15 protein-coding genes are annotated in these 19465 nt (G+C 67.2%); 5 read left to right on the top strand and 10 right to left on the bottom strand.

Features of this window, described 5'->3' with window-relative positions:
* Positions 1–3: 3 nt before the first annotated feature.
* Together HF203_RS00825 and HF203_RS00820 are read left to right on the top strand one after the other, a co-directional pair.
* Complete coding sequence (locus HF203_RS00825; RefSeq protein WP_246221593.1) at positions 4–1185, top strand: S1C family serine protease; 1182 nt, start codon at positions 4–6, stop codon at positions 1183–1185.
* Between the two features lies 1 nt (position 1186).
* On the top strand, positions 1187–2062 hold the full coding sequence (locus HF203_RS00820) for a DMT family transporter (protein ID WP_168665632.1): 876 nt from the start codon (positions 1187–1189) through the stop codon (positions 2060–2062).
* A 23-nt stretch (positions 2063–2085) separates the two neighbouring features.
* Here HF203_RS00820 and HF203_RS00815 read toward each other — a convergent pair whose 3' ends face one another.
* The 5 genes from HF203_RS00815 to ilvB form a co-directional block, all read right to left on the bottom strand.
* Positions 2086–2343 carry an FmdB family zinc ribbon protein gene (locus HF203_RS00815; protein ID WP_168665630.1) on the bottom strand — a complete coding sequence of 86 codons (258 nt, stop codon included), beginning with the start codon at positions 2341–2343 and terminating at the stop codon, positions 2086–2088.
* 51 nt (positions 2344–2394) lie between these two features.
* Positions 2395–2961, bottom strand: coding sequence for a protein disulfide oxidoreductase (locus HF203_RS00810; RefSeq protein WP_168665627.1), 567 nt, complete (start codon positions 2959–2961; stop codon positions 2395–2397).
* A 37-nt stretch (positions 2962–2998) separates the two neighbouring features.
* Positions 2999–3340, bottom strand: coding sequence for a TusE/DsrC/DsvC family sulfur relay protein (locus tag HF203_RS00805; protein ID WP_168665625.1), 342 nt, complete (start codon positions 3338–3340; stop codon positions 2999–3001).
* Between the two features lie 195 nt (positions 3341–3535).
* Complete coding sequence (locus HF203_RS00800; RefSeq protein ID WP_168665623.1) at positions 3536–5722, bottom strand: malate synthase G; 2187 nt, start codon at positions 5720–5722, stop codon at positions 3536–3538.
* A gap of 269 nt (positions 5723–5991) precedes the next feature.
* Positions 5992–7728: a biosynthetic-type acetolactate synthase large subunit gene (gene ilvB / locus HF203_RS00795; RefSeq protein WP_168665621.1), complete on the bottom strand. Its 1737-nt coding sequence runs from the start codon at positions 7726–7728 to the stop codon at positions 5992–5994.
* Between the two features lie 547 nt (positions 7729–8275).
* Between ilvB and HF203_RS00790 the strand changes: the two genes are divergently transcribed.
* Positions 8276–9163, top strand: coding sequence for a hypothetical protein (locus HF203_RS00790; protein WP_168665619.1), 888 nt, complete (start codon positions 8276–8278; stop codon positions 9161–9163).
* Positions 9164–9173: 10 nt separating this feature from the next.
* Here the strand turns inward: HF203_RS00790 and HF203_RS00785 are convergent, their stop codons facing one another.
* The 4 genes from HF203_RS00785 to HF203_RS00770 form a co-directional block, all read right to left on the bottom strand.
* Positions 9174–11147, bottom strand: coding sequence for an amylosucrase (locus HF203_RS00785; RefSeq protein ID WP_168665617.1), 1974 nt, complete (start codon positions 11145–11147; stop codon positions 9174–9176).
* 69 nt (positions 11148–11216) lie between these two features.
* Entirely contained in the window at positions 11217–12107 is an 891-nt protein-coding gene (locus HF203_RS00780; protein ID WP_168665615.1) for a PfkB family carbohydrate kinase, read from the bottom strand.
* 30 nt (positions 12108–12137) lie between these two features.
* Positions 12138–13004 carry an HAD-IIB family hydrolase gene (locus tag HF203_RS00775; protein WP_168665613.1) on the bottom strand — a complete coding sequence of 289 codons (867 nt, stop codon included), beginning with the start codon at positions 13002–13004 and terminating at the stop codon, positions 12138–12140.
* A gap of 115 nt (positions 13005–13119) precedes the next feature.
* A complete protein-coding gene (locus tag HF203_RS00770) occupies positions 13120–15345 on the bottom strand; it encodes an HAD-IIB family hydrolase (protein WP_343043848.1) in 2226 nt (741 codons plus the stop codon).
* A gap of 450 nt (positions 15346–15795) precedes the next feature.
* Here HF203_RS00770 and HF203_RS00765 point away from each other — a divergent pair, with 450 nt between their 5' ends.
* The gene (locus HF203_RS00765) at positions 15796–16509 is read left to right on the top strand and encodes an SDR family oxidoreductase (protein ID WP_168665609.1); all 714 of its coding nucleotides are present in this window, start codon (positions 15796–15798) and stop codon (positions 16507–16509) included.
* A gap of 495 nt (positions 16510–17004) precedes the next feature.
* Positions 17005–18051: a sulfotransferase family protein gene (locus HF203_RS00760; RefSeq protein WP_168665607.1), complete on the top strand. Its 1047-nt coding sequence runs from the start codon at positions 17005–17007 to the stop codon at positions 18049–18051.
* Here HF203_RS00760 and HF203_RS00755 read toward each other — a convergent pair.
* Entirely contained in the window at positions 18039–19295 is a 1257-nt protein-coding gene (locus tag HF203_RS00755) for a transposase (protein WP_168665605.1), read from the bottom strand. The two genes, HF203_RS00760 and HF203_RS00755, sit on opposite strands and share 13 nt — an antisense overlap.
* Positions 19296–19465: the final 170 nt, after the last annotated feature.

Here is a 19465-nt window from a genome sequence, read left to right as displayed (position 1 = left end):
CCGATGCAACCGGCCGGCCAACGCCCCATGCACGCCTTTGCGCTCTCTCGCTTTCTGTTCTGGTTCGTGGTTTTCTTCCTGGTGGCGCTGTTCTCGCGTCCCTGGATCGAGGACCTGATCTTCGCCCACTATGCCGAACCGCGTGCGGTCGAGGCGCGTGGTGAACTCGCCGCCGACGAGCGCACCACCATCGCGATCTTCGAGCGCGCGAGTCCCTCGGTGGTCTATATCACCACCTCGGCACGGGTACTCGACCTGCTCACCCGCAACGTGCTCGAGGTGCCGCGTGACACCGGCTCGGGGTTCGTCTGGGACCGCGCCGGTCATGTGGTGACCAACTATCATGTCGTCGCCGATGTCGAGGCGGCCTATGTCCGCCTCTCCAATCAGCGGACCTATGCCGCGCGGCTGGTGGGGATCAGTCCCGAGCACGATATCGCCGTACTGCGCATCGCCACCTCGATCGCAGGTCCGCCGCCGCTCTCGCTCGGCAGCAGTCATGACCTGCGGGTGGGACAGAAGGTGTTCGCCATCGGCAACCCCTTCGGTCTCGATTACACCCTCACCGCCGGGGTGATCTCTGCGCTCGATCGCAGCATCCCGGGTGATGATGGGCGCACCATCGATCACCTCATCCAGACCGACGCGGCGATCAATCCGGGCAACTCCGGTGGCCCGTTGATCGACAGCGCCGGGCGGCTGATCGGGATGAACACCGCGATCTTCAGCCCCTCGGGCGGGTTCGCCGGGATCGGCTTTGCCGTCCCGGTCGATACCATCAATCGGGTGGTACCCCGGCTCATCGCCCAGGGTCGCTATTTGCGCCCGACCCTGGGGATCGTGACCAATCGTGCCCTCAGTGAGCGTATCGGTGCGCTGCTCGGGACTGCCGGGGTGGTGGTGGTGAAGGTCGATCCAGGCTCTCCCGCCGCCGCCGCTGGATTGCGCTCGGCGCTGGTCTCGCGCGCCGGTGAGCTGGTCGCCGCCGACCTCATCATCGCCGCTGCCGGGCGCCGGGTGCGCTCGCTCGATGACCTGCTCGACGTGCTCGACAACTACGCCCCGGGTAATCACATCGAGATCGAGGTGGTACGTGGCGGTGAACGTCTGTCGCTGTCGGTGACCCTCGGTGAGGGCATCCCCCGGGTCGGCGCCGGGCTGCCTCGGCCTCTGCCGCACGCCTGAGATGATCGCTGCCGGCGACCCCGGCGGGTGTGAGCGGTATCGCGCGCTGCTCGCGCTGACCCTCGGCGCCACCCTGTGTGGGCTCTATTGGTTGCCGCTGCGTCTGGTGGTGGAGGCCGGGGTCGGCGGATTGTGGGCGGTGGCGCTGTTCTATGGGGGCGCGGCCCTGCTCGGGCTGTGGTTCGCTCGTGACCAGCTGGCGGTGGCACGGCGCGCGCCCTGGCGGTTGCTCGGTATCGGTGTGAGTGCCGCCTGCTCGGTGATCGCCGTCAGCCTCGGGGTGATCGAGGGCGCGGTGGCGCCGGTGCTGATCCTCTTCTATCTCGCCCCGTTGTGGACCCTGCTGCTCGGCTGGGTGTTGCTCGGCGAGCGGCCGGCGCGCCTCACCCTGGCGGCGTTGGTGGTGGCCTTGCTCGGGGTGTGGACGTTGCTCGGCGGTGCTGCGCTGGCCGAGGGGGCCGCCTGGCGGGGTGCGACCCTCGGGTTGGTCGCCGGCGTCGGGTTGGCGTTGACTACGGTGCAGGTGCGCGCCGCGCGCCACTTGCCGGCGGCGACGCGCAACCTCGCCGCCTGGTCGCTGGCGCCACCGCTGGCGCTGGGGTTGGCGGTAATGCTGGACAGCCCGCCACCGCCCGCGCTCGCGCCGGTGCTGGTCGCGCTGCTGGTTGGTGCACTGTGGGTGGGGCTGATGATGGCGGCACTGCAGTACGGGATGGCGCGCCTGCCCTTGGCGTTGTCGTCGCTGGTACTGCTGCTGGAGTTGGTGGTGGGGGTACTCTCGGCGGTCTGGCTGGCTGGTGAGCCCTTAGGGTGGCGTGAGCTATTGGGGGGTGCGGCGATCCTGCTCGCCGGGGTGGTGGTGGCACGCCAGCGTTGAGTGCCGGCGTGCCCGGGTCGGGGTCAGAGCCCACACATGCCGTTGCTGCAGCAGCTGCCGCTGGGGCAGCAGGCAGGTGCGGCGCCACTGCCGAGGCTGGTGCTGGCGATCAGGTTGCCGCCGGTGGCGAGACGACGTACCGGGGTCTCGGGGGCGGTGTCGCCGGGCTCGATGCCGGCGCGTGCGCACAGCTCGCCCCAGGTCGAGAGGGTCTCGCTCATGCGGTGGCTGACTTCGATCACCCGATCGTTGGCATCGCAACGGTAGTCATAGGTCGGCATCGCTGCTCTCCGTGTCTGGTTTGGTATATCGATGAATGCTAATGCGGGCGATTATAGGCGAGCCGCGGGGGGCGGCAAAGTCTCCGCCGCGGGCGTGCCCTGCGCCGCCGCCCACAGCCGGGCACGCAGCCCCGGAGCGGTGCTCAAACCCATGGTCGAGCTGTGGATGGCGCCCGTGGCGTCGATCACGAAGCTGGTCGGTACTGCGCCCACGCCCCAGCGTCCGGCGATCGCCCCGTCGGGGTCGGGGATGACCACCAGGTCGAGCCCCTGGGCGTCGAGATAGGCGGCGATGTCGGCGTCGTTGCCGGACTGCATTGCCACCGTCACGACCTGATGGTCCTCGGCGACGGCGGCGATCGCGTCTTCACTGAGGCGACAGATCGGGCACCAGGTCGCCCAGAAGTGCACCAGCAGTGGTGCGCCCCGATAGTCGGCGAGCGCGCGTATCTCGCCGTCGAGGGTGATGCCCTGCAGCGGTGGCGCGGCGCCGTTCGGCAGCGTTCGGGTCTTCCACCAGTCGATCGCCTGGAGCGCGGCGATGAACAGCAGCAGGTTGAGGGTCCAGCGCCACAGTTGGCGGCGACGTGGTTTCTTCGCGTCGGTGGGTGCGGTCATCGGCTCGGGGTGGGGCGCTGCGTGCGCCCCGGGCTCATCAGCAGGAGTGGCAATAGTAGCGTGGTAGTCCGGCGATCCGGCAGGCCTGCTTGCAGCCGCCGCCGGGGAACAGCGCCTCGAGGTGCTTGCGGGTGCAGGGGACATGGGCCGAGACCTCGCTGCCGATGGTACGGATCACCACCTTGGGCGAGGGCGGGATCTCGTGCATCGCGTAGTAGGCGCGGAGAAATTCGATCACCTTCCAGTGGCACTCGCCGAGGGTCAGTCCTTCCTCCTCGGCCAGGGCCTCGGCGAGTTCGCGGTCCCAGTCCTCGAAGTGCACCAGGTGTCCCTTCTTGTCGAACTCCAGCGCGCGACCGGCGATCTGGGTGGCGGTCATGGCTTGGCTCCTGTGGTGGTTGGCTGCCGCCCGTCGTCGCTGATGGGCTTCCTTGCTGGACGGCTCCCCGCGGGTCGGTGGCAGGCGACCCGCGCCGGCCGCGCGGCGGGTGGCGGACCGGGACCGGTATCGACTTAGTGTAGGCGCGGACTGGAGATGTTCCGCCCCGGCGTGTGCCGGGACGGTGGACGCGGCTCAGGGGGTGGTTCCGTGCTGATCCTTGAAGCGCCGGCGCATGCTGTGGAGGGTGGGTTCGGTATAGCCATTGGGCGCCGCGCAGCCGGCGAAGATCAGCTCGCAGGCGGCGGTGAAGGCGATGCCGTCGAAGCCGGGGGCCATCGGTCGGTAGCCGGGGTCGGCGGCGTTCTGGGCATCGACGACCCTGGCCATGCGCTCGAGCGCGGCGCGCACCTGGGCGCGCTCGACCACCCCGTGGTGCAGCCAGTTGGCCAGGTGCTGACTGGAGATGCGCAGGGTGGCGCGATCCTCCATCAGCCCGACGTCGGTGATGTCTGGCACCTTGGAACAACCGACGCCCTGGTCGATCCAGCGCACCACATAGCCGAGGATACCCTGGCAGTTGTTGTCGAGTTCCTGCTGGATCTGCTCGGCGCTCCAGTTGGCGGGGTCGCCGAGCGGGATCTCGAGGAGCTGTTCGAGGCGGGCGCGGGGACCGTTGGCGGCAAGCTCGGCCTGCACCGCGGCGACGTCGATCTGGTGGTAGTGCAGCGCGTGCAGGGTGGCGGCGGTGGGCGAGGGCACCCAGGCGCAGTTGGCGCCGGCGCCCGGGTGGGCCTGTTTGGTCTCGAGCATGGCGCGCATCTCGTCGGGCATGGTCCACATCCCCTTGCCGATCTGGGCGCGTCCGCGCAGTCCGCAGGCTAGCCCGACGTCGACGTTCCAGTCCTCGTAGGCGCGCAGCCAGCCGGCCTGCTTCATCTCCGCCTTGCGCAGTACCGGTCCGGCCTCCATGTCGGTGTGGATCTCGTCGCCGGTGCGGTCGAGGAAGCCGGTGTTGATGAAGATCACCCGCTCGCGCGCGGCACCGATGCATGCCTTGAGGTTGAGCGTGGTGCGCCGCTCCTCGTCCATGATGCCGATCTTGAGGGTGTTGCGCGCCAGCCCCAAGGCGTCCTCGATGCGGGCGAACAGCTCGACGGCGAAGGCGACCTCCTCGGGGCCGTGCATCTTCGGCTTGACGATATAGAGACTGCCGGCGCGCGAGTTGCGGTGCCGGCCGTGCTCGGGGTGGATGTCGTGGAGCGCGCACAGTGCGGTGACCATGCCGTCGAGCATGCCCTCGGGGATCGCCTCGCCGGCGGCGTCGAGCACCGCGTCGGTGGTCATCAGGTGGCCGACGTTGCGCACCAGCATCAGCGCCCGCCCGGGCAGGGTCAGCGCGGTGCCGTCGGGGCGGGTGTAGTGACGATCCTCGGCGAGGCAGCGTTCGAGGCTGCGTCCGCCCTTGTCGAAGCGCGCCGTGAGCGTCCCCTTCATCAGCCCCAGCCAGTTGCGATAGACCTCGATCTTGTCCTCGGTGTCGACCGCGGCGACCGAGTCCTCGCAGTCCTGGATGGTGGTCAGCGCCGACTCCAGCACGACATCGGCTAACCCCGAGCGACTCTCGCGCCCGACCCGGTGGTCGCGGTCGATCACCAGCTCGATGTGCAGTCCGTGATTGACCAGCAGAATCGCCTCGGGCTGTTCGGGGGCGCCGCGCGAGCCGGCGAACTGCGTCGGCTCGCGTAGCATGGTCTGGCTGTTGTCGGGCAGATCGACGAGCAGCGCGCCGTCGAGCACCCGATAACCGCAGGCGTCTCGGTGCGAGCCGCGATTGAGCGGCACGGCCTGGTCGAGTAGCTCGGCGGCACGCGCCACCACCGCCGCGCCGCGCTTGGGGTTGTAGGTGGCGCCGCGCGCGCAGCCGTCGTCCTCGGCGATGGCGTCGGTGCCGTAGAGGGCGTCGTAGAGACTGCCCCAGCGGGCGTTGGCGGCATTGAGCGCATAGCGGGCGTTGCTCACCGGGACGACCAGCTGGGGACCGGCGAGGGTGGCGATCTCGGGGTCGACGCCGTCGGTCTCGATCTGGACGTCCGGACCCTCGGGTTGGAGATAGCCGATCTCGGTGAGGAAGGCGCGATAGGCCGCGGCCTCGTGTGGTTGGTCGCGGTGGGTGCGGTGCCAATCGTCGATCTGGCGTTGCAGCCGGGCGCGGGTCTCGAGCAACGCGCGGTTGCGTGGTGCCAGGTCATCGACCACCTGGCCGAGGGCCGTCCAGAAGGCGTCGGGGGCGATCCCGGTGCCTGGGGCGATCTCGTCACGGAGCAGTTCGTACAGGGGCTTGGCGATGCGCAGACCGCCGACCTCGATGCGTTCGTTCATCCTAGCTACCTCTCCCTCCCTCGCGCGACGAGGGGCGATTCGATGATCCTTGGTGCCGCCATTGGGTCGATCGGGGCACAGGCTCGCGGGACGCCGCACGCCCGGGACGGGCACGCATGGCCGACCCCACCCAGGGTCAGGAGTAGATCAGGTCGCTTTTCGCAGGTGCAACAATTTGGTGATTGAATCTCTCAAGCCTGAGGATTCGCAATGACAATGCAGGCGTGCGGGAGAGGGCCGCCCCGGGCGCGCAACCCGGGGCGGTGGGCTCAGCAGTCGACGATCATCTCGCTGAGGCCCTGGCCCGGCGGCACCATCGGCACCACGTTCTCGGCCTTGTCGATCCACACGTCGACCACCACTGGGCCGGGCTCGGCGAGGGCCTCGGCGATGCCCGGGCGCAGCTCGTCGACATGCTTGATCCGGATCGTCTTCAGCCCCGGGTAGACGTGCTTGAGTCCGCTGAGGTTGGGGATCTGGCGGCGGCAGGTTTGGTCGAGTTCGGTGCAGTCGGGCGGGCAGTCGATGTTGCGAGCCAGGCAGGTCTCGTAGTGCAGCCCGCCGTCCATCATGTCCTCCCACTGGCGCACCATACCGAGGAAGCTGTTGTTGAGCACGAACATCTTCAGCGGGATGCGGTTGGCGACCACGGTGCCGAGTTCCTGGATATTCATCTGGAAGCTGCCGTCGCCGTCGATCAGTACCGCCGGGTGTTCGGGGTCGGCGTACCAGGCGCCGATCGCCGCCGGCAGGCCGAAGCCCATGGTGCCGAGACCGCCGGAGCTGATCCACTGCCGCGGACGACGGAAGCGGTAGTACTGCGCCGCCCACATCTGGTGCTGACCGACGCCGGTGGAGACGGTGGCCAGGCCCTCGGTGAGTTCGGAGATCACCTCGATGGCCGCCTGCGGCTTGATGTAGTCACCCTCGCCATAGGGCTTGGGCATCTGTTCGCGCCAGGTGGCGATCTGTGCCATCCACTCGGGGTGACGGGCCGAGCGGGTGGTGGCGAGGGCGTGGTCGAGGAAGACATCGATCGCGGCCACCAGGTTGAGGTGGCTGGAGATGGTCTTGTCGATCTCCGAGGGGTCGATGTCGATATGGGCGATGCGCTTGCCGGCGCCGAAGCCCTTGACCGCCACTCGATCGTCGAAACGACCGCCGAGGCTGAGGATGAAGTCGGCCTCGTGCAGCGCATAGTTGGCCGGGATGGTGCCGTGCATTCCCGGCATGCCGAGATTGTGAGGCAGCTCGAAGGGCAGGGCGCCGAGGGCGTTGAAGGTGGTGGTCACCGGCGCCTCGAAGCGCTCGGCAAGCTGTGCCAGCCGGGTGGCGGCATTGGCATGGATCACCCCGCCGCCGGCCTTGATCACCGGGCGTTCGGCGCAGGCCAAAGCCTCGAGGATGGCATCGGCGCGCGCGGTGTCGAAGGCCGGCTGCTCGCGGTGACGGGCCCGGGCCGGATTGGTGGTGGTGCGCGTAGCGAGCTGGACATCCTTGCACAGATCGATCACCACCGGGCCGGGGCGGCCGCTGGTGGCCAGGGCATAGGCCTCACGCAGCACCCACTCGAGATCTGCGACGTCCTTGATCAGATAGTTGTGCTTGGAGATCGGCCGGGTCATGCCGACGGTGTCGACCTCCTGGAAGGCGTCCGAGCCGATCGCGCCGCTGGAGACCTGGCCGGTGATGAACAGCGTCGGCAGCGAGTCCTTGTGGGCATCGGCGATCGGGGTGGCGAGATTGGTCGCGCCCGGCCCGGAGGTGACGATACAGATACCGACCCGGCCGCTGGCGCGGGCATAGCCCTCGGCGGCATGCCCGGCCCCGCCCTCCTCGCGACAGAGGATGAACTGAGGGGCGGCCCGACCATCACGCATGCGCCGGTTGAGCTCGACGTGTAGCGGGATGATGGCGCCCCCCGTGTGCCCGAACAGGTGCTCGACCCCGAGGTCGGCGAGAACGTCGAAGAAGATGGAGGCACCTGTCTGGGGAGGGTTGGTCATGGCGGCGGCTGCTCGAGGCTCTTGATTGTGGAAAACCCTATATGATAACGCTTCCGTCCACGAAAGGTAGAGGGCGTGCCGATGCATTGCGATCAGCAACCAGCAACCCGGAGGACCGAGTCGCGAGGTCAGGCTGGGCCAGGGGGGCGGTGTTCGATACCCCTGGCGCCGTTCCCGTTTTCAGGGCCGCCCCTTGCTCTAGCCTGGTGGGGTGACTGGCCAGGTCCGCCTCGACGCCAAGCGGTTGCGCCATTGCACGGTTACTCAGCCCACCGACTCGCCGCAGTCCGCCCCGTCGCCACCCCGTCAGGCGTGCTCTCGGGCAGCATCCCGCATGGGGGAGAGACGTTGGGCGCTCGCCACTGGACACCACATCCCTTTGTGTCTTGCGTGACTTCGCGGTTCAATTCCCCTCAGCCAGCTGGCCGCTGGCGGACACATTCATCTCAGAGATAGCGTCGATCACGATGGAGGTCAGCGAGAGAGGCCGCCTACGGGCGGGTGCTATCCCCTCGGTCCGTTCGACCGGGTTCTCGCGGTGAGAATGATGAAACAGTTGTGGAGTCTGTTCATGCGCCTGCGCCGGCTCGATTGGGAGCGGCTGCTGGTCCGTACGGTATTGGTGGCGACCTTGCTCGGGGGTGTCTACGTCTATCTGGTCGACTTCCATCCCGAGTGGTGGACGCAGCCGCGCGGTGAGGCGCCGTCGCTGGCACCGATCGGTCACGTGGTACACGCCCCGCTGGCTGAACCGGGGGGGGAGTCGCCCGCCCCCGCCCCATCGCCTGTCGATCCCGGACCCGCTGAGTCCGGACCGGACCGGACCGACCCGGTCGCCGCCGCTGAGCGCTTGGCCCCCGAGGAGGCGACGAGCGCCGTCGTCCCGCCGGCGCCCGGCGCAGTGGGGGCCGCTGCCGGTGTGCTCGGCGAGGAGGGACACGCCGGCCCCGAGGGGACGGCGAGCGCCGAGCCTGCCGTCGAGACCGCGGCGCCCGAGCTGTCGTCGAGCGCCGGCGCCGTGCCGGAGACGGAGGCCGTGAGTGCGTCCGTCGGGGGGGAGCTGGCAGCCGAGACCGCATCACCGACCGTCGCTGCCGATGATGTCGAGGTCTCGGTGGGGGCGGGCGGCGACCAGCCCACAGGGGATGAGATGCCCCCGGCTGCGTACGTGGTCGATGATATCGTTGCAGAGGATGGCGTGCCTGTCGCGGAGGAGGCCAACGGTGGCGCCGCGGTGTCCTCGCCCACAGACATGAACGCGATGTCGCCCCCGGCTCCGACCGCACCGCCGCGTCCGGCGTCGGCGCCTTGGTATCCGCCCCAGGGCTATTACCCACCGCCTCCTGCGCCCTATCCGCCGCATGGTGGCGTGCCGGTGCCCTACCCGCCACACCACCCGGGGCCTCATCCCCATCCGGGTGGCTGGGGCTACTGAGCGGCCCGGCTCAGAGTTGGGCGCGAGCGCGCTGGCTGGTGAGCCAGTAGAAGTGGAACGGCGGGATCACCATGCGGTTGTTGAACAGCGCCGGTGACTCGCCGGTGATCAGGTCCTCGATCTGGCCCTGACGGAACAGTCCGCGCTGGTTGAGCACGTCGAAATCGAGGAACTGTGGGTTGGCGTCGAAGTTGGCCGCTACCAGCACCGAGCCGCTCTGCAGTGTCGGGTGGGTGCGCAGGAAGACGAACAGGTGGGGGTTGGCGACCTCGATCAGCTCGCGATTGTTGAAGTCGGCGAATGCCGGGGTGCGCTTGCGCACCTCGATCAACCGCCTCAGCCCGTCGAAGATCCGCTGCTCGATCGTGCCCGGCTGGTGGCGGCGCTCGGCGCGTCCCCAATCGATGCGCGGGCGATGGATCCAGCGACTGTCGCCGGCCTTGGTGGCGTCCTCGAGGAAGGAGTTGTCGTTGAGGGTGCCGAGTTCGTCGCCGTACCAGATCAGCGGGATGCCACCGAAGGAGAGGATCATCGCGTGCAGGGTGAGGATCAGGTCGACGGCCTGGTCGATGGCCTGCTGATCGCCGCGTTCGAGCGCCGTCTCCAGCCCGGCGAGCGAGGCCAGCGCCCCGGAGATGCGCGCGTCCCCGGTCTTGGGATTGACGCCGAAGGGTCGGCCGCGTCCCGGTGAGCCCGCGTAGACGCCGGTGAACCAGTCGATCAGGAATCGTCGGTGGTGATAGGGGTCGTAGCCGCTGGCGCGGATGTCGGCGTCGTCGAAGCCAAGCCCGATGTCGTCGTGACAGCGCACGTAGTTCAGCCAGGTGGCGCGATCGAGCTTGTGCGGCAGGCTCTGGATGCCCTGGTTGAGTAGCTTGGCGTTCTTGGTTGCCACCGCGTCCCACAGCAGTGCCATGAAGGTGGCGTTGTAGGCGATCTCGCACTCCTTGGCGATCACCGCATCCTCGCCGAAGTACTTGATGATCTCCGAGGGCGAGACGATCGCCTCGGCGATGAACAGCGGTCCCGGTGCCACCACCTGACAGCAGTCCTTCATCAGCTGCAGGATCAGGTGCGCCTCGTGCTCGTTCTGCGAGGTGGTGCCGATCTTCTTCCACAGGAAGGCCACAGCGTCGAGGCGGATGATGTCGGCGCCTTGGTTGATCCAGAACAGGATGATGTCGAGCATCTCGATGAACACCGCCGGGTTGGCGTAGTTCAGATCCCACTGGTAGTTGTTGAAGACGGTCATCACCCAGCGCTGCATCTCGGCGTCCCAGGTGAAGTTCCCCGGCGCGGTCTCGGGGAAGATCTCCGGTAGGGTCGCCTCGAACATGTCGGGCACGTCGCGGTTGGGGAAGGTGTAGTAGAAGTCCTGGAAGGCGCGCTCGCCGGCGCGCGCGCGCCGTGCCCAGTCGTGCTCATCGGAGGTGTGGTTGACCACCACATCGAGGGTCAGCAGCATGCCGTGCTCGCGCATTCGTGCGCCGAGCGCGCGCACGTCCTCGACCGTGCCCATGCGTGGGTCGATGTCGCGGAAGTCACTCACCGCATAGCCACCGTCGCTTGCCCCCTGCGGGCAGCGCAGGATCGGCATCACGTGCACCATGTTGACCCCGAGTTCCTGCAGATAGGGCAGGCGCTCGATCAGCCCGGGCAGGTTGCCGGCGAAGCCGTCGGCATAGAGCGCCATCCCCACCCATTGTTGATCGAGGAACCAGTTGTGGTCGGCCTCGCGCACCATGTCGAGCGCCTTGAGCGGCGCCGGGCGCTCGACATAGGCCTGCGCCAAGCGCTCGGTGAGCCGCACCATTTGCTCCTTGAAGTCCTGGCGGTGTCCGTAGAGATGCCCGAACAGCGAGTGGATGGCGTAGAAGTTCGCCCCCAGGCGGGTATAGAAGTGCCGGAGGTCCTCACGTCTGACCCGGTGACTGAAGGCATCGAGGATGTCGTTCAGCAGGGCGTGTGAAACCTGTTCGTACATGCATGCTCCAGATGGACGGGGCGTCCGCCCGGGGTGTGGCCACCCGGACGGACGAAAGGGGGCCTGGGCTCAGGTGGTGAGTCCCCAGCGCTCGATGAAGGGGCGATAGAGCTCGGGGTCGGCGGCGGTGGCGCCGCGCTGGGCGACGATGCGCGAGGCGAAGGCCTGGGCGCGCTCGAGGGTGGTCTGCAGTGGCCAGTCCTGGAGTAACCCGAGGATGGTCACCGCGGCGAAGGCATCGCCCGCGCCGACGGTGTCGACGACCTCCTGTGTCGGCTGGGGGGCAACATGGACGGGGGCATCGTCGACGCCGAGCCCCAGCGCGCCGTCGCTCCCAAGGGTGACCAGCAGCCCACTGAGCTGGTGACGTTCGAGAAAGGCGCGCGCGCGCTGTGGCAGCGGGGTATCGGCAGGGCCCGTGTCGAGCTGGTCGAGCTCGTGGTGATTGAGCTTGACCCAGTGGGCCGTCTCGATCAGGGCCAGGGTCTGTTCGCGCGACCACCAGGGGTCGCGCAGGTTGACGTCGACGAAGACCTGGTCGACCCCGGCGGCGCGAGTCGCTGCCAGCGCGGCCTGGGCATCGGTGTGGCGCAGCGCCAGGGTGCCGTGATAGAGCAGGCCGCAACGGCCGGGGTCGGGGACGGGACGGAGGTGGTCGTAGGCGCAGTCGGCGACGATGTCGTAGCTCGGCTCGCCGTGCTCGAGGCTGACCTCGACCCGCCCGGTGGGGTGCGCGGGGTCGGTCTGCAGCGCGACGGTGTTCATCCCCCAGTCGGCCATGGCGGTGCGGACCCGTGCGCCCTCGGCGTCGGCGCCGACGGCGCTGATGAAGCGCGGGTCGGCGCCGAAGGCTTGGAGGTGCCAGGCGACATTGAACGGGGCGCCGCCGAGGATCTGACGACCGTCGGGAAAGTGGTCGAACAAGACCTCGCCGAAGATACAGAGTGGCGATGTGTGCACGATAACGGGCTCCTCGCTAGAGGGATACGTTCACGGGTCCGGCGGCACGGATGCCGCCTCCGAGTCCACGAGCAGACGCTCGACCAGGTCGGGGCGAAAGTGTGCCACCCCTTCGAGGATTCCGGCCGCGTAGTGGCCGTTCAACCCCTGCCAGCCGCCACGCGCGCAATACAGCCGTGCTGGATCGACGCAGTCGCGTCGTGCCGCGGCACGTACCTCGGCGTGGGCGTTGGCCACCAGCACCGCGGGGATCGCGCTGACCAGGACCTCGAGGTCGTTGCCGCTGTCGCCGGCAAACACCGTCGTCGTGGCATCGTGCCCGAGCCGCTGCATCAAGAACTCGACGGCATGGTACTTGGTCGCGTTGGCCGGCAACAGGTCGAGCAGCCCGCAAGCGGCCGCCTCGTCGACGCTCCACACCAGGCTGGCGCGGATGCCGCGCGCCTCGAGTCGCGCGCGCATGCGTGCGCGTAGCGACTCGACATCGAGGCGGGCCGGGGTGAAGTAGCTCAGCTTGAACCGACCCTGGCGGTCATCGGGTTGGGGGCTGAGGACATCGAGATCGGCGAACAGTGGCCGCAGCGCGGCGGCCTGTGCGCCGTCCCAGTCGGCGCCGATGCGTTGCTGCCACTCGGGCAGTGGTTGCCAGTGTCCAGCGTTGATGGCGTGGATGCTGGTGCCGACGTCGCCGACCACATAATCCGGCATCGGCAGATCGTAGTCGGCGATGGCCGCTTCGACCAGGGCGCGATGGCGGCCGCTGACGTAGGCGAGGGTGACCTCGGGCAGCGCCGCCAGCCGGCGGAACCAGGGGCGGGCGCTGGGCGACTCGGGCTCGGCGCCGTTGGGGATCAGGGTACGATCGAGATCGGTGCACAGCAGCAACGGGCTGCTCATCGGGGCCTCCACGGGATGCTTCGGGTGGCGAACGCGGTGGTGCCCCATGGTCGCGGGGCGGGCGTGTCGCGTCGGAGTGATGCGGCCCCGGCGTGCCGGGGCGAACAAGGCTCGGTCAGCTCGATTCGGTCGTCTCCGGCGTCTCCCTGGGGATGGTGCAGGCACCGAAGAAGTCGTAGTGCTCGACCGCCTCGATGATGCCGAGGGCATGGGCCTGCTCGGCGAAGTAGATGTTGTCCATCTCCTCGAGCTGGGAGAGTTCCTCGTCATGGCGATTGGCGACCACCACCGCCAGGGTGTTGCCGCGCATCATATCCTCGTCGGCGCCGGAGCCACCGGCCACCAGCACGTGCTCGAGCGGGATGCCGAAGCGGTGGGCGACGTAGCGCAACGCCTGTCCCTTGCTGGCGCGGGTCGGGATGATGTCGAGGAACTGACCGAAGGCGTGGACGACGTTGACGGTCAGCTCGCGGGTGCGCAGCAAGGTGGCGATCTCCTCGACCGAGGGGGCGATCGTGGGGTCGTAGTGGAAGGAGATCTTGAAGCGGCTCTGTTCGCCACGCGCCTGCGGGATCAGTCCGGGGATGTCGGCGAGCGCGCGGCGTACCGCCTTGGGCTTCCACAGGTGATCGACGTGCTCCTGCCAGTAGCTGTCGGGGACCAGCCGAGCGCTGTAGTGGATCTCGGTGCCGAGGCTGGTGATGAGTACGTCGGGGATCGGCAGGCCGTGGCGCTTGAGTTCGGTGAGCAGTGAGTCGAGCCGACGCCCGGTGGCGATGCCGAAGTTGGAGCAGCGGCGGTTGGCACGCATCATCGCGGCGAAGCGCTCTACCCCCTCGGGGCTGCCGAGCAGGCTCTGGTCGAGATCGGTGAACAGCGCGCGGTCGCGATAGATCATGCTGCGGCGCATCGGTGGGGTATCGGGCAGGGGCTCGCGCTGCTCGGCCAGCGGCTCGATACGCTGTCGGTAGGCGGCGGCGTGGGCCTGCCAGGAGTAGTGCTCGCGCACCCCGGCAAGGCCCTTGCGCGAATAACGCCGCCAGGTGTTGCGGTCCTCCAGGATCTCGAGCAGGGCGGCGGCGATCGCCTCGCGATCGAGCGGGTCGACGAGGATACCGTTGTCGCAGTTGCCGATGATGTCGACCGGACCACCGTTCTCGGTGGCCACCAGCGGTAGCCCGGTGGCGGCGGCCTCGAGCAGGGTCAGCCCGAAGGGCTCGGTGAGCGCGGGGTTGATGAACACCCCGCCGGAGCGGGCCACCAGACGGTAGATCTCCGGTACCTGATCGGGGGTGTGGTGCTTGGGGATGGCGATCTTGCCGAATAGGTCGTAGGCATCGACGGTGATCAGCAGGTCGGTGAGCACGGTGCGCGCGCCCTCGTCGAGTTCGCGGATGTCGTCGCGGTTGCCGGCGATCACCAACAGATTGGCGCGCGCCTGTAGCGCTGGGGACTCGCCGTAGGCCTCGACCAGGGCGATGATGTTCTTGCGGTGATCGGCGCGGGAGAGGGCGAGGATGAGTGGCTTGTCGGGGTCGTCGAGGAAGCGCTCGATCTCGGCGGCGAAGGTGGGCTCGGGGTCTTGGGGGACGGGCGGATGGAACTGGTCGAGGTTGGTGCCGGGTGGGATGACCTGCATGCGTTCGGGTTGGTAGTAATCGTAGAGCTGGTACTGCTCCTCGATCTCGTGGTGGGTGCTGGTGATCACCAGGTCGGCGGTGGCCAGGACCGATTCCTCGGCATCGATGCGCCGCACCATGTTGTACCGGGCATCGATCTCGGCGCCGTCGAGCCCGCTGGCGAGTAACCGCTGACGCTTGTCACGACCGAGCGAGTGACCGGTGTGGACCAATGGGGCACCGATCAGGTTGGCCAACCGCACCCCGACATAGCCGGCGTCGGCATAGTGGCTGTGGACGATGTCTGGCCAGCGGTTGAGGCCGTGGAGGTAGGCGCTGAGGTTGTCGACGAAGCTGTCGAGGTGATCCCAGAGCTGTTCCTTGGGGATGTATTCGTCGGGGCCGGCCTCGATGCGTACGATGCGCACCTTGTCGTCGAGTGGCTCGATCGGTTCGGCATAGTCGGAGCTGACCGCCGGATCGCGGACCAGGCGGGTGACCAGGTCGACCTGAGAGACGTCGTCGCGTTCGCCCAGTGCGCGGGCGAGATCGACCACGTACTTGGTCTGGCCGCCGGTGTCGGCATCACGTCCGAGTTCGAGGTCATGACCGCGGATGAGGCCGTGGATACTGAGTAATAGGATGTACATCGTCGTTCGGACCCTTTCGAGTTCGACGCCGTGCCCGTGGCCGCGGTCGTCGCGGCAGGTGGCGTCCCCCACCTGGGTGCGGCGTATGTGCGGAGGTGATAGATGGACGACGGATGGATCGGGAAAGCGCACTTGCCGGCGCAAATACGGTTTCCGGATCGCTCATGCCGCGTCCACGCGCCGGGACGGGGCCATGAGGGCATCCGCGTTGCGCACCGTCCGATGATGCGCGCGGGCAAGACGAAACGCCCGTGGTGCGATGGTCTCGGCGTCCATGCTTCCGGTCGTGGAGGAATGGATGCAGAGGACGACCGCTTACCCTAAGGTAAAGGACTCAAGGGCCGATTCCAAATCAGGCCCCATGGGGCGGCCGGGCCGAGTGTGCGTGATGGCGGCGGCGAGAGGTGTGGTCTGTGTGGCTGCGTCGGCCCGCGTCGGCCGTCGTCACGGGACAACGCATGGCCGCTGGCGCGTCGTTGCCACCTCCCCTAGCGTTTTTTGTCAACCGAAGGAGCAAGACCGATGTCGGACTCACCCATCGCCGTGGTCACCGGCGCCTATCGCGGCCTCGGCCACGAGGTCTGTCGTCAACTCGCTGGTCAGGGCTATCGTGTGGTGCTCACTGCGCGGCGTGCCGATCGCGGTGAGACCGCCGCCGCGGCGTTGCGTGCCGAAGGGCTCGACGTGCGTTTCCACGTCCTCGATGTCACCGACCTCGACTCCATCCAGGCGTTGGCCGACTTTGTGCGCGACACCTTTGGTCGGCTCGACGTGTTGGTCAACAATGCCGGTATCTTCCCCGATCCGCCGCCAGGGTCCGGGGCCGAAGGGGTCTTCTCGACCGATGTCGATTCCCTGCGGCGTGGTCTCGAAACCAATACTCTGGCCCCATTGCTATTGTGCCAGGCGTTGATTCCCCTGATGTATGAGCGGGGACGCGTGGTCAACGTCTCCTCCGGCCTCGGCCAGCTTGCCGCGATGGATGGTGGCATCCCCGGCTATCGCATCTCCAAGACCGCGCTCAACGCCGTCACCCGCATCTTCGCCGCCGAGCTGGCCGAGACCGGGGTCAAGGTCAACTCCGTCTGTCCGGGTTGGGTGCGCACCGAGATGGGCGGACCTCAGGCCGAGCGCTCGATCGAGGAGGGTGCCCGCGGCATCGTTTGGGCCGCGACCCTGCCCGACGATGGTCCGAGTGGCGGGTTCTTCAGAGACGCCACCGCCATCGACTGGTGAGTGTTTGCTGGGGCAGGGAGCCCCGACGGCCCTGATCGCATCCGGGTGCTGTGCGTGCGGCATGATCAACCCTGATCATTGATACCCTGTCGATCACGCTCCATTCTCTCAACGAGCACAGGCCAGGGGCGCGCGAGCTGCATCATCTCGTTCGATGTGCGCTGAGTGTCTGCTGCTTACCCTGGCGCGCCGCTCGGCGTGTTTCTGTGTGCGCCTGAAAATCGTGTTCGTCCGAGGGCCTGAAGGACACGCCGTCTGAAGCGGATCGGTGCTACCGCGTCGATCGCGAGCCTTGCCAGGGCGGAACCCATCCCCTGGCCAAGTCGTTGTCGCCTGTCGCCAAGGTCTCGTTCCAGTGCGGGTACGGATGTTGTTGCGCCATCGCCGTGTTGCCGCGAGCCCGCCTCCATCACTCTTGGGTAACGATCGGTCATGGGTGTCGTTATGGATAAAATCCCTGCGTCGGTACTCTTCTTTACCCGCACTCGGCGAACCATGACGCCGTTCTATCGCGTATTGAGCAAGATCGAGAGCCGGCTATTGCGGTCCAGGCTGGAGCAGGTCGATATCGTCAAGCCCATCTATATCACCGGGCTGCCTCGATCGGGTACGACCATCCTCCTGGAGATGCTGGCCCAACACCCCGTGGTGGCCAGTCATCGCAACTATCAATACGCACAGCCCTATCTGCCTTATTGGCTGGATCGGATCTACCCGCTGGTGCCCCTGGGAGAGGATCGCCGCTTCGAACGCGTGCACAAGGACAAGTTGACCGTGACTCGCACCAGTCCTGATGTGGTCGAGGAAATCTTCTGGACGACCTTCTTTCCCGCCATCCACGATGAATCACGCTCATCGGTTCTCGATGAGAAGACCCATCATCCGGATTTCGAGCGCTTCTATCGCAACCACATCAAGAAGATGCTGTTGAGCCGCGGCGCCTGTCGTTATCTGACCAAGAACAACTACAATTTCAGCCGTACTGGCTATCTCTCGAAGTTGTTTCCGGACGCAAGGTTTGTTTTCGTCATCCGTGATCCTGTCCATCATGTCGCGTCCTACCTGAAGCAGGACCGTTTGTTCAATGAGCTGAATGACGAGGATCCGCGTTGGCAGGATTATCTCTGTGGTCTTGGTCATCGCGAGTTCGGTCCGGCAAGGTCCATCATCAATCTTGGTGATGATGGCCTCGTCAAACAGATCTCAGAGGCGTGGCGGGCCGGGCAGGTCGTGCAGGCGTGTGCCCGTTACTGGAATGCGGTCTATCTGGACATCGATGCAAGACTCCAGGCCGACAAGGGCCTCGCTGCGCGCTCGCTGGTGTTGCGCTACGAGGATCTCTGTCGAGACTCCGCAAGCCAGATCGATCGCCTGCTGGAGTGCTGCGAACTGGATCCCGAACCCTTCGTCAAGACCAAGGCCCGCTATATGCAACGCCTGGCCGAGCCAACCTACTATCATCCCGACTTCAACGATTCAGAGTTGTCGATGATTGCTGAGCTGACCGGCCCCGCTGCTGAGCGCTATGGCTATGCCAGCTGATCCATATGAGGGCGTGATTGCCGGGGCAGGCCGAATAGCAGCCTGGCGCGAGTCATTCCGCGCAGATAGCGACACTCCCGCCGTGCCGCGAGCGCGGTCAGCCGCTCCGGCGCTCCGATCGCGGCGCCAAACCCCTTGAGCAGGAAACCGGCGTGCTCGACGAAGCGCTCCGGCGCGATGCCGAGTCGGGTGAGGATGTCGGGCAGCTCCGCCGGGATCGCCCCGCGCTTGCGCGGATGCAGGGCGCGACCGAGCGAGTCGACCAGGGTCAGATAGCCGTCGAAGGTGAAGGGGATCGTTGCCGGGACCTCGGCGGGGTTGCCGAAGGGCAGTAGTGGGGCAGGGGGGAGGCGGTCGAGTACAGCTTCCCAGAGATTGGTGCTGCGGGCCTCTGGCGAGCTGTCGGCGTGATCGGTCACGGCTGGTGAGGGCGGGTGCGTGGCTGGCGGGGTGTCATCCGTCTCGGTCGTCGCGGTCTCCTGGGCAGGGAGTGCACGTTGCGAGCCGGGATGGACGTCTGGCGGTGCTCGTCTTGCCGTATCGGGTGACGGCGCCACGACGAGAGGCCGCCCGTTCGCCGCGCCATCATCACCCGCCCGCAACGCAGCGATCCGCGCCGCAATCCCGGTATGCGCACTCTTCTCCGGCGTCTCCGCGATCCCCGCCCGAATCGGGTTGAGATCGACATAGGCCATCACCGCCAACAGCGCCGTCTCGTCGAGGATCGCCTGCGAACGGAAGCGCCCCTCCCAGAACCGACCCCGAACCCCGTCCTCCCGATTCGCCGCCCGCGCGATCGACTCGTTCAACACCCGCATGAACCACGAGAGATCCGCCAACCGCGCCCGATAGGTCGCAACCAACCCTGCGACCCCATCCAGATCCGCCTCGGTCATCCCCGCCCGCGTCACAGGCGATAGGAACCGCTCCACCACCACCGGTCCCCGGAACAGACACCGCCAGCGCCGCAACACCTCGGTATCCGACCACCCCGCCGCCCGATCGGCATCCACCCGCACCACCAGATGCACGTGATTGCTCATCACCGCATAGGCCGCCACATCGATCGCGAACACCCCCGCGAGCTGTCGCACCCGCAACTCCACCCACCCGCGCCGATGCTCGAAGCTCCGCCCGGTCAACCGGTCGAAGCCGCAGAGATACGCCCGGCGCACGCAGCGCGTGACGACGTGATACCAGGGCGTATCGGAGAGGGAGACGAGCGCGGCGCGGGGACGAGTCATGGGGCATCTCCGCAGGGGGTGTTGGGAGAAGCGTAGGAGAGCGCTTTGGGAGCGTCAACGGTAAATGGGTGTCCCTTTTATGTTTTATGCGATTGCTGTTAGGTTTTCCATGTATTTTTATTTTTCCAATCCATGGTGGTTGTAATCCATTTCCTTGCACATATCTCCTC

The organism is Marichromatium bheemlicum (genome assembly GCF_012276755.1).
Classification (GTDB): domain Bacteria; phylum Pseudomonadota; class Gammaproteobacteria; order Chromatiales; family Chromatiaceae; genus Marichromatium; species Marichromatium bheemlicum.
This window is presented reverse-complemented; position numbering and strand designations above follow the sequence as displayed.

Excerpts from the sequence above, each read along its gene's own strand:
- HF203_RS00775 (WP_168665613.1), bottom strand. The coding sequence starts at position 13,004 with ATGAGCAGCCCGTTGCTGCTGTGCACCGATCTCGATCGTACCCTGATC.
- HF203_RS00810 (WP_168665627.1), bottom strand. The coding sequence starts at position 2,961 with ATGACCGCACCCACCGACGCGAAGAAACCACGTCGCCGCCAACTGTGG.
- HF203_RS00760 (WP_168665607.1), top strand. The coding sequence starts at position 17,005 with ATGACGCCGTTCTATCGCGTATTGAGCAAGATCGAGAGCCGGCTATTG.
- HF203_RS00785 (WP_168665617.1), bottom strand. The coding sequence starts at position 11,147 with ATGTACGAACAGGTTTCACACGCCCTGCTGAACGACATCCTCGATGCC.
- HF203_RS00800 (WP_168665623.1), bottom strand. The coding sequence starts at position 5,722 with ATGAACGAACGCATCGAGGTCGGCGGTCTGCGCATCGCCAAGCCCCTG.
- HF203_RS00805 (WP_168665625.1), bottom strand. The coding sequence starts at position 3,340 with ATGACCGCCACCCAGATCGCCGGTCGCGCGCTGGAGTTCGACAAGAAG.
- HF203_RS00755 (WP_168665605.1), bottom strand. The coding sequence starts at position 19,295 with ATGACTCGTCCCCGCGCCGCGCTCGTCTCCCTCTCCGATACGCCCTGG.
- HF203_RS00815 (WP_168665630.1), bottom strand. The coding sequence starts at position 2,343 with ATGCCGACCTATGACTACCGTTGCGATGCCAACGATCGGGTGATCGAA.
- HF203_RS00765 (WP_168665609.1), top strand. The coding sequence starts at position 15,796 with ATGTCGGACTCACCCATCGCCGTGGTCACCGGCGCCTATCGCGGCCTC.
- HF203_RS00820 (WP_168665632.1), top strand. The coding sequence starts at position 1,187 with ATGATCGCTGCCGGCGACCCCGGCGGGTGTGAGCGGTATCGCGCGCTG.
- ilvB (WP_168665621.1), bottom strand. The coding sequence starts at position 7,728 with ATGACCAACCCTCCCCAGACAGGTGCCTCCATCTTCTTCGACGTTCTC.
- HF203_RS00790 (WP_168665619.1), top strand. The coding sequence starts at position 8,276 with ATGAAACAGTTGTGGAGTCTGTTCATGCGCCTGCGCCGGCTCGATTGG.
- HF203_RS00825 (WP_246221593.1), top strand. The coding sequence starts at position 4 with ATGCAACCGGCCGGCCAACGCCCCATGCACGCCTTTGCGCTCTCTCGC.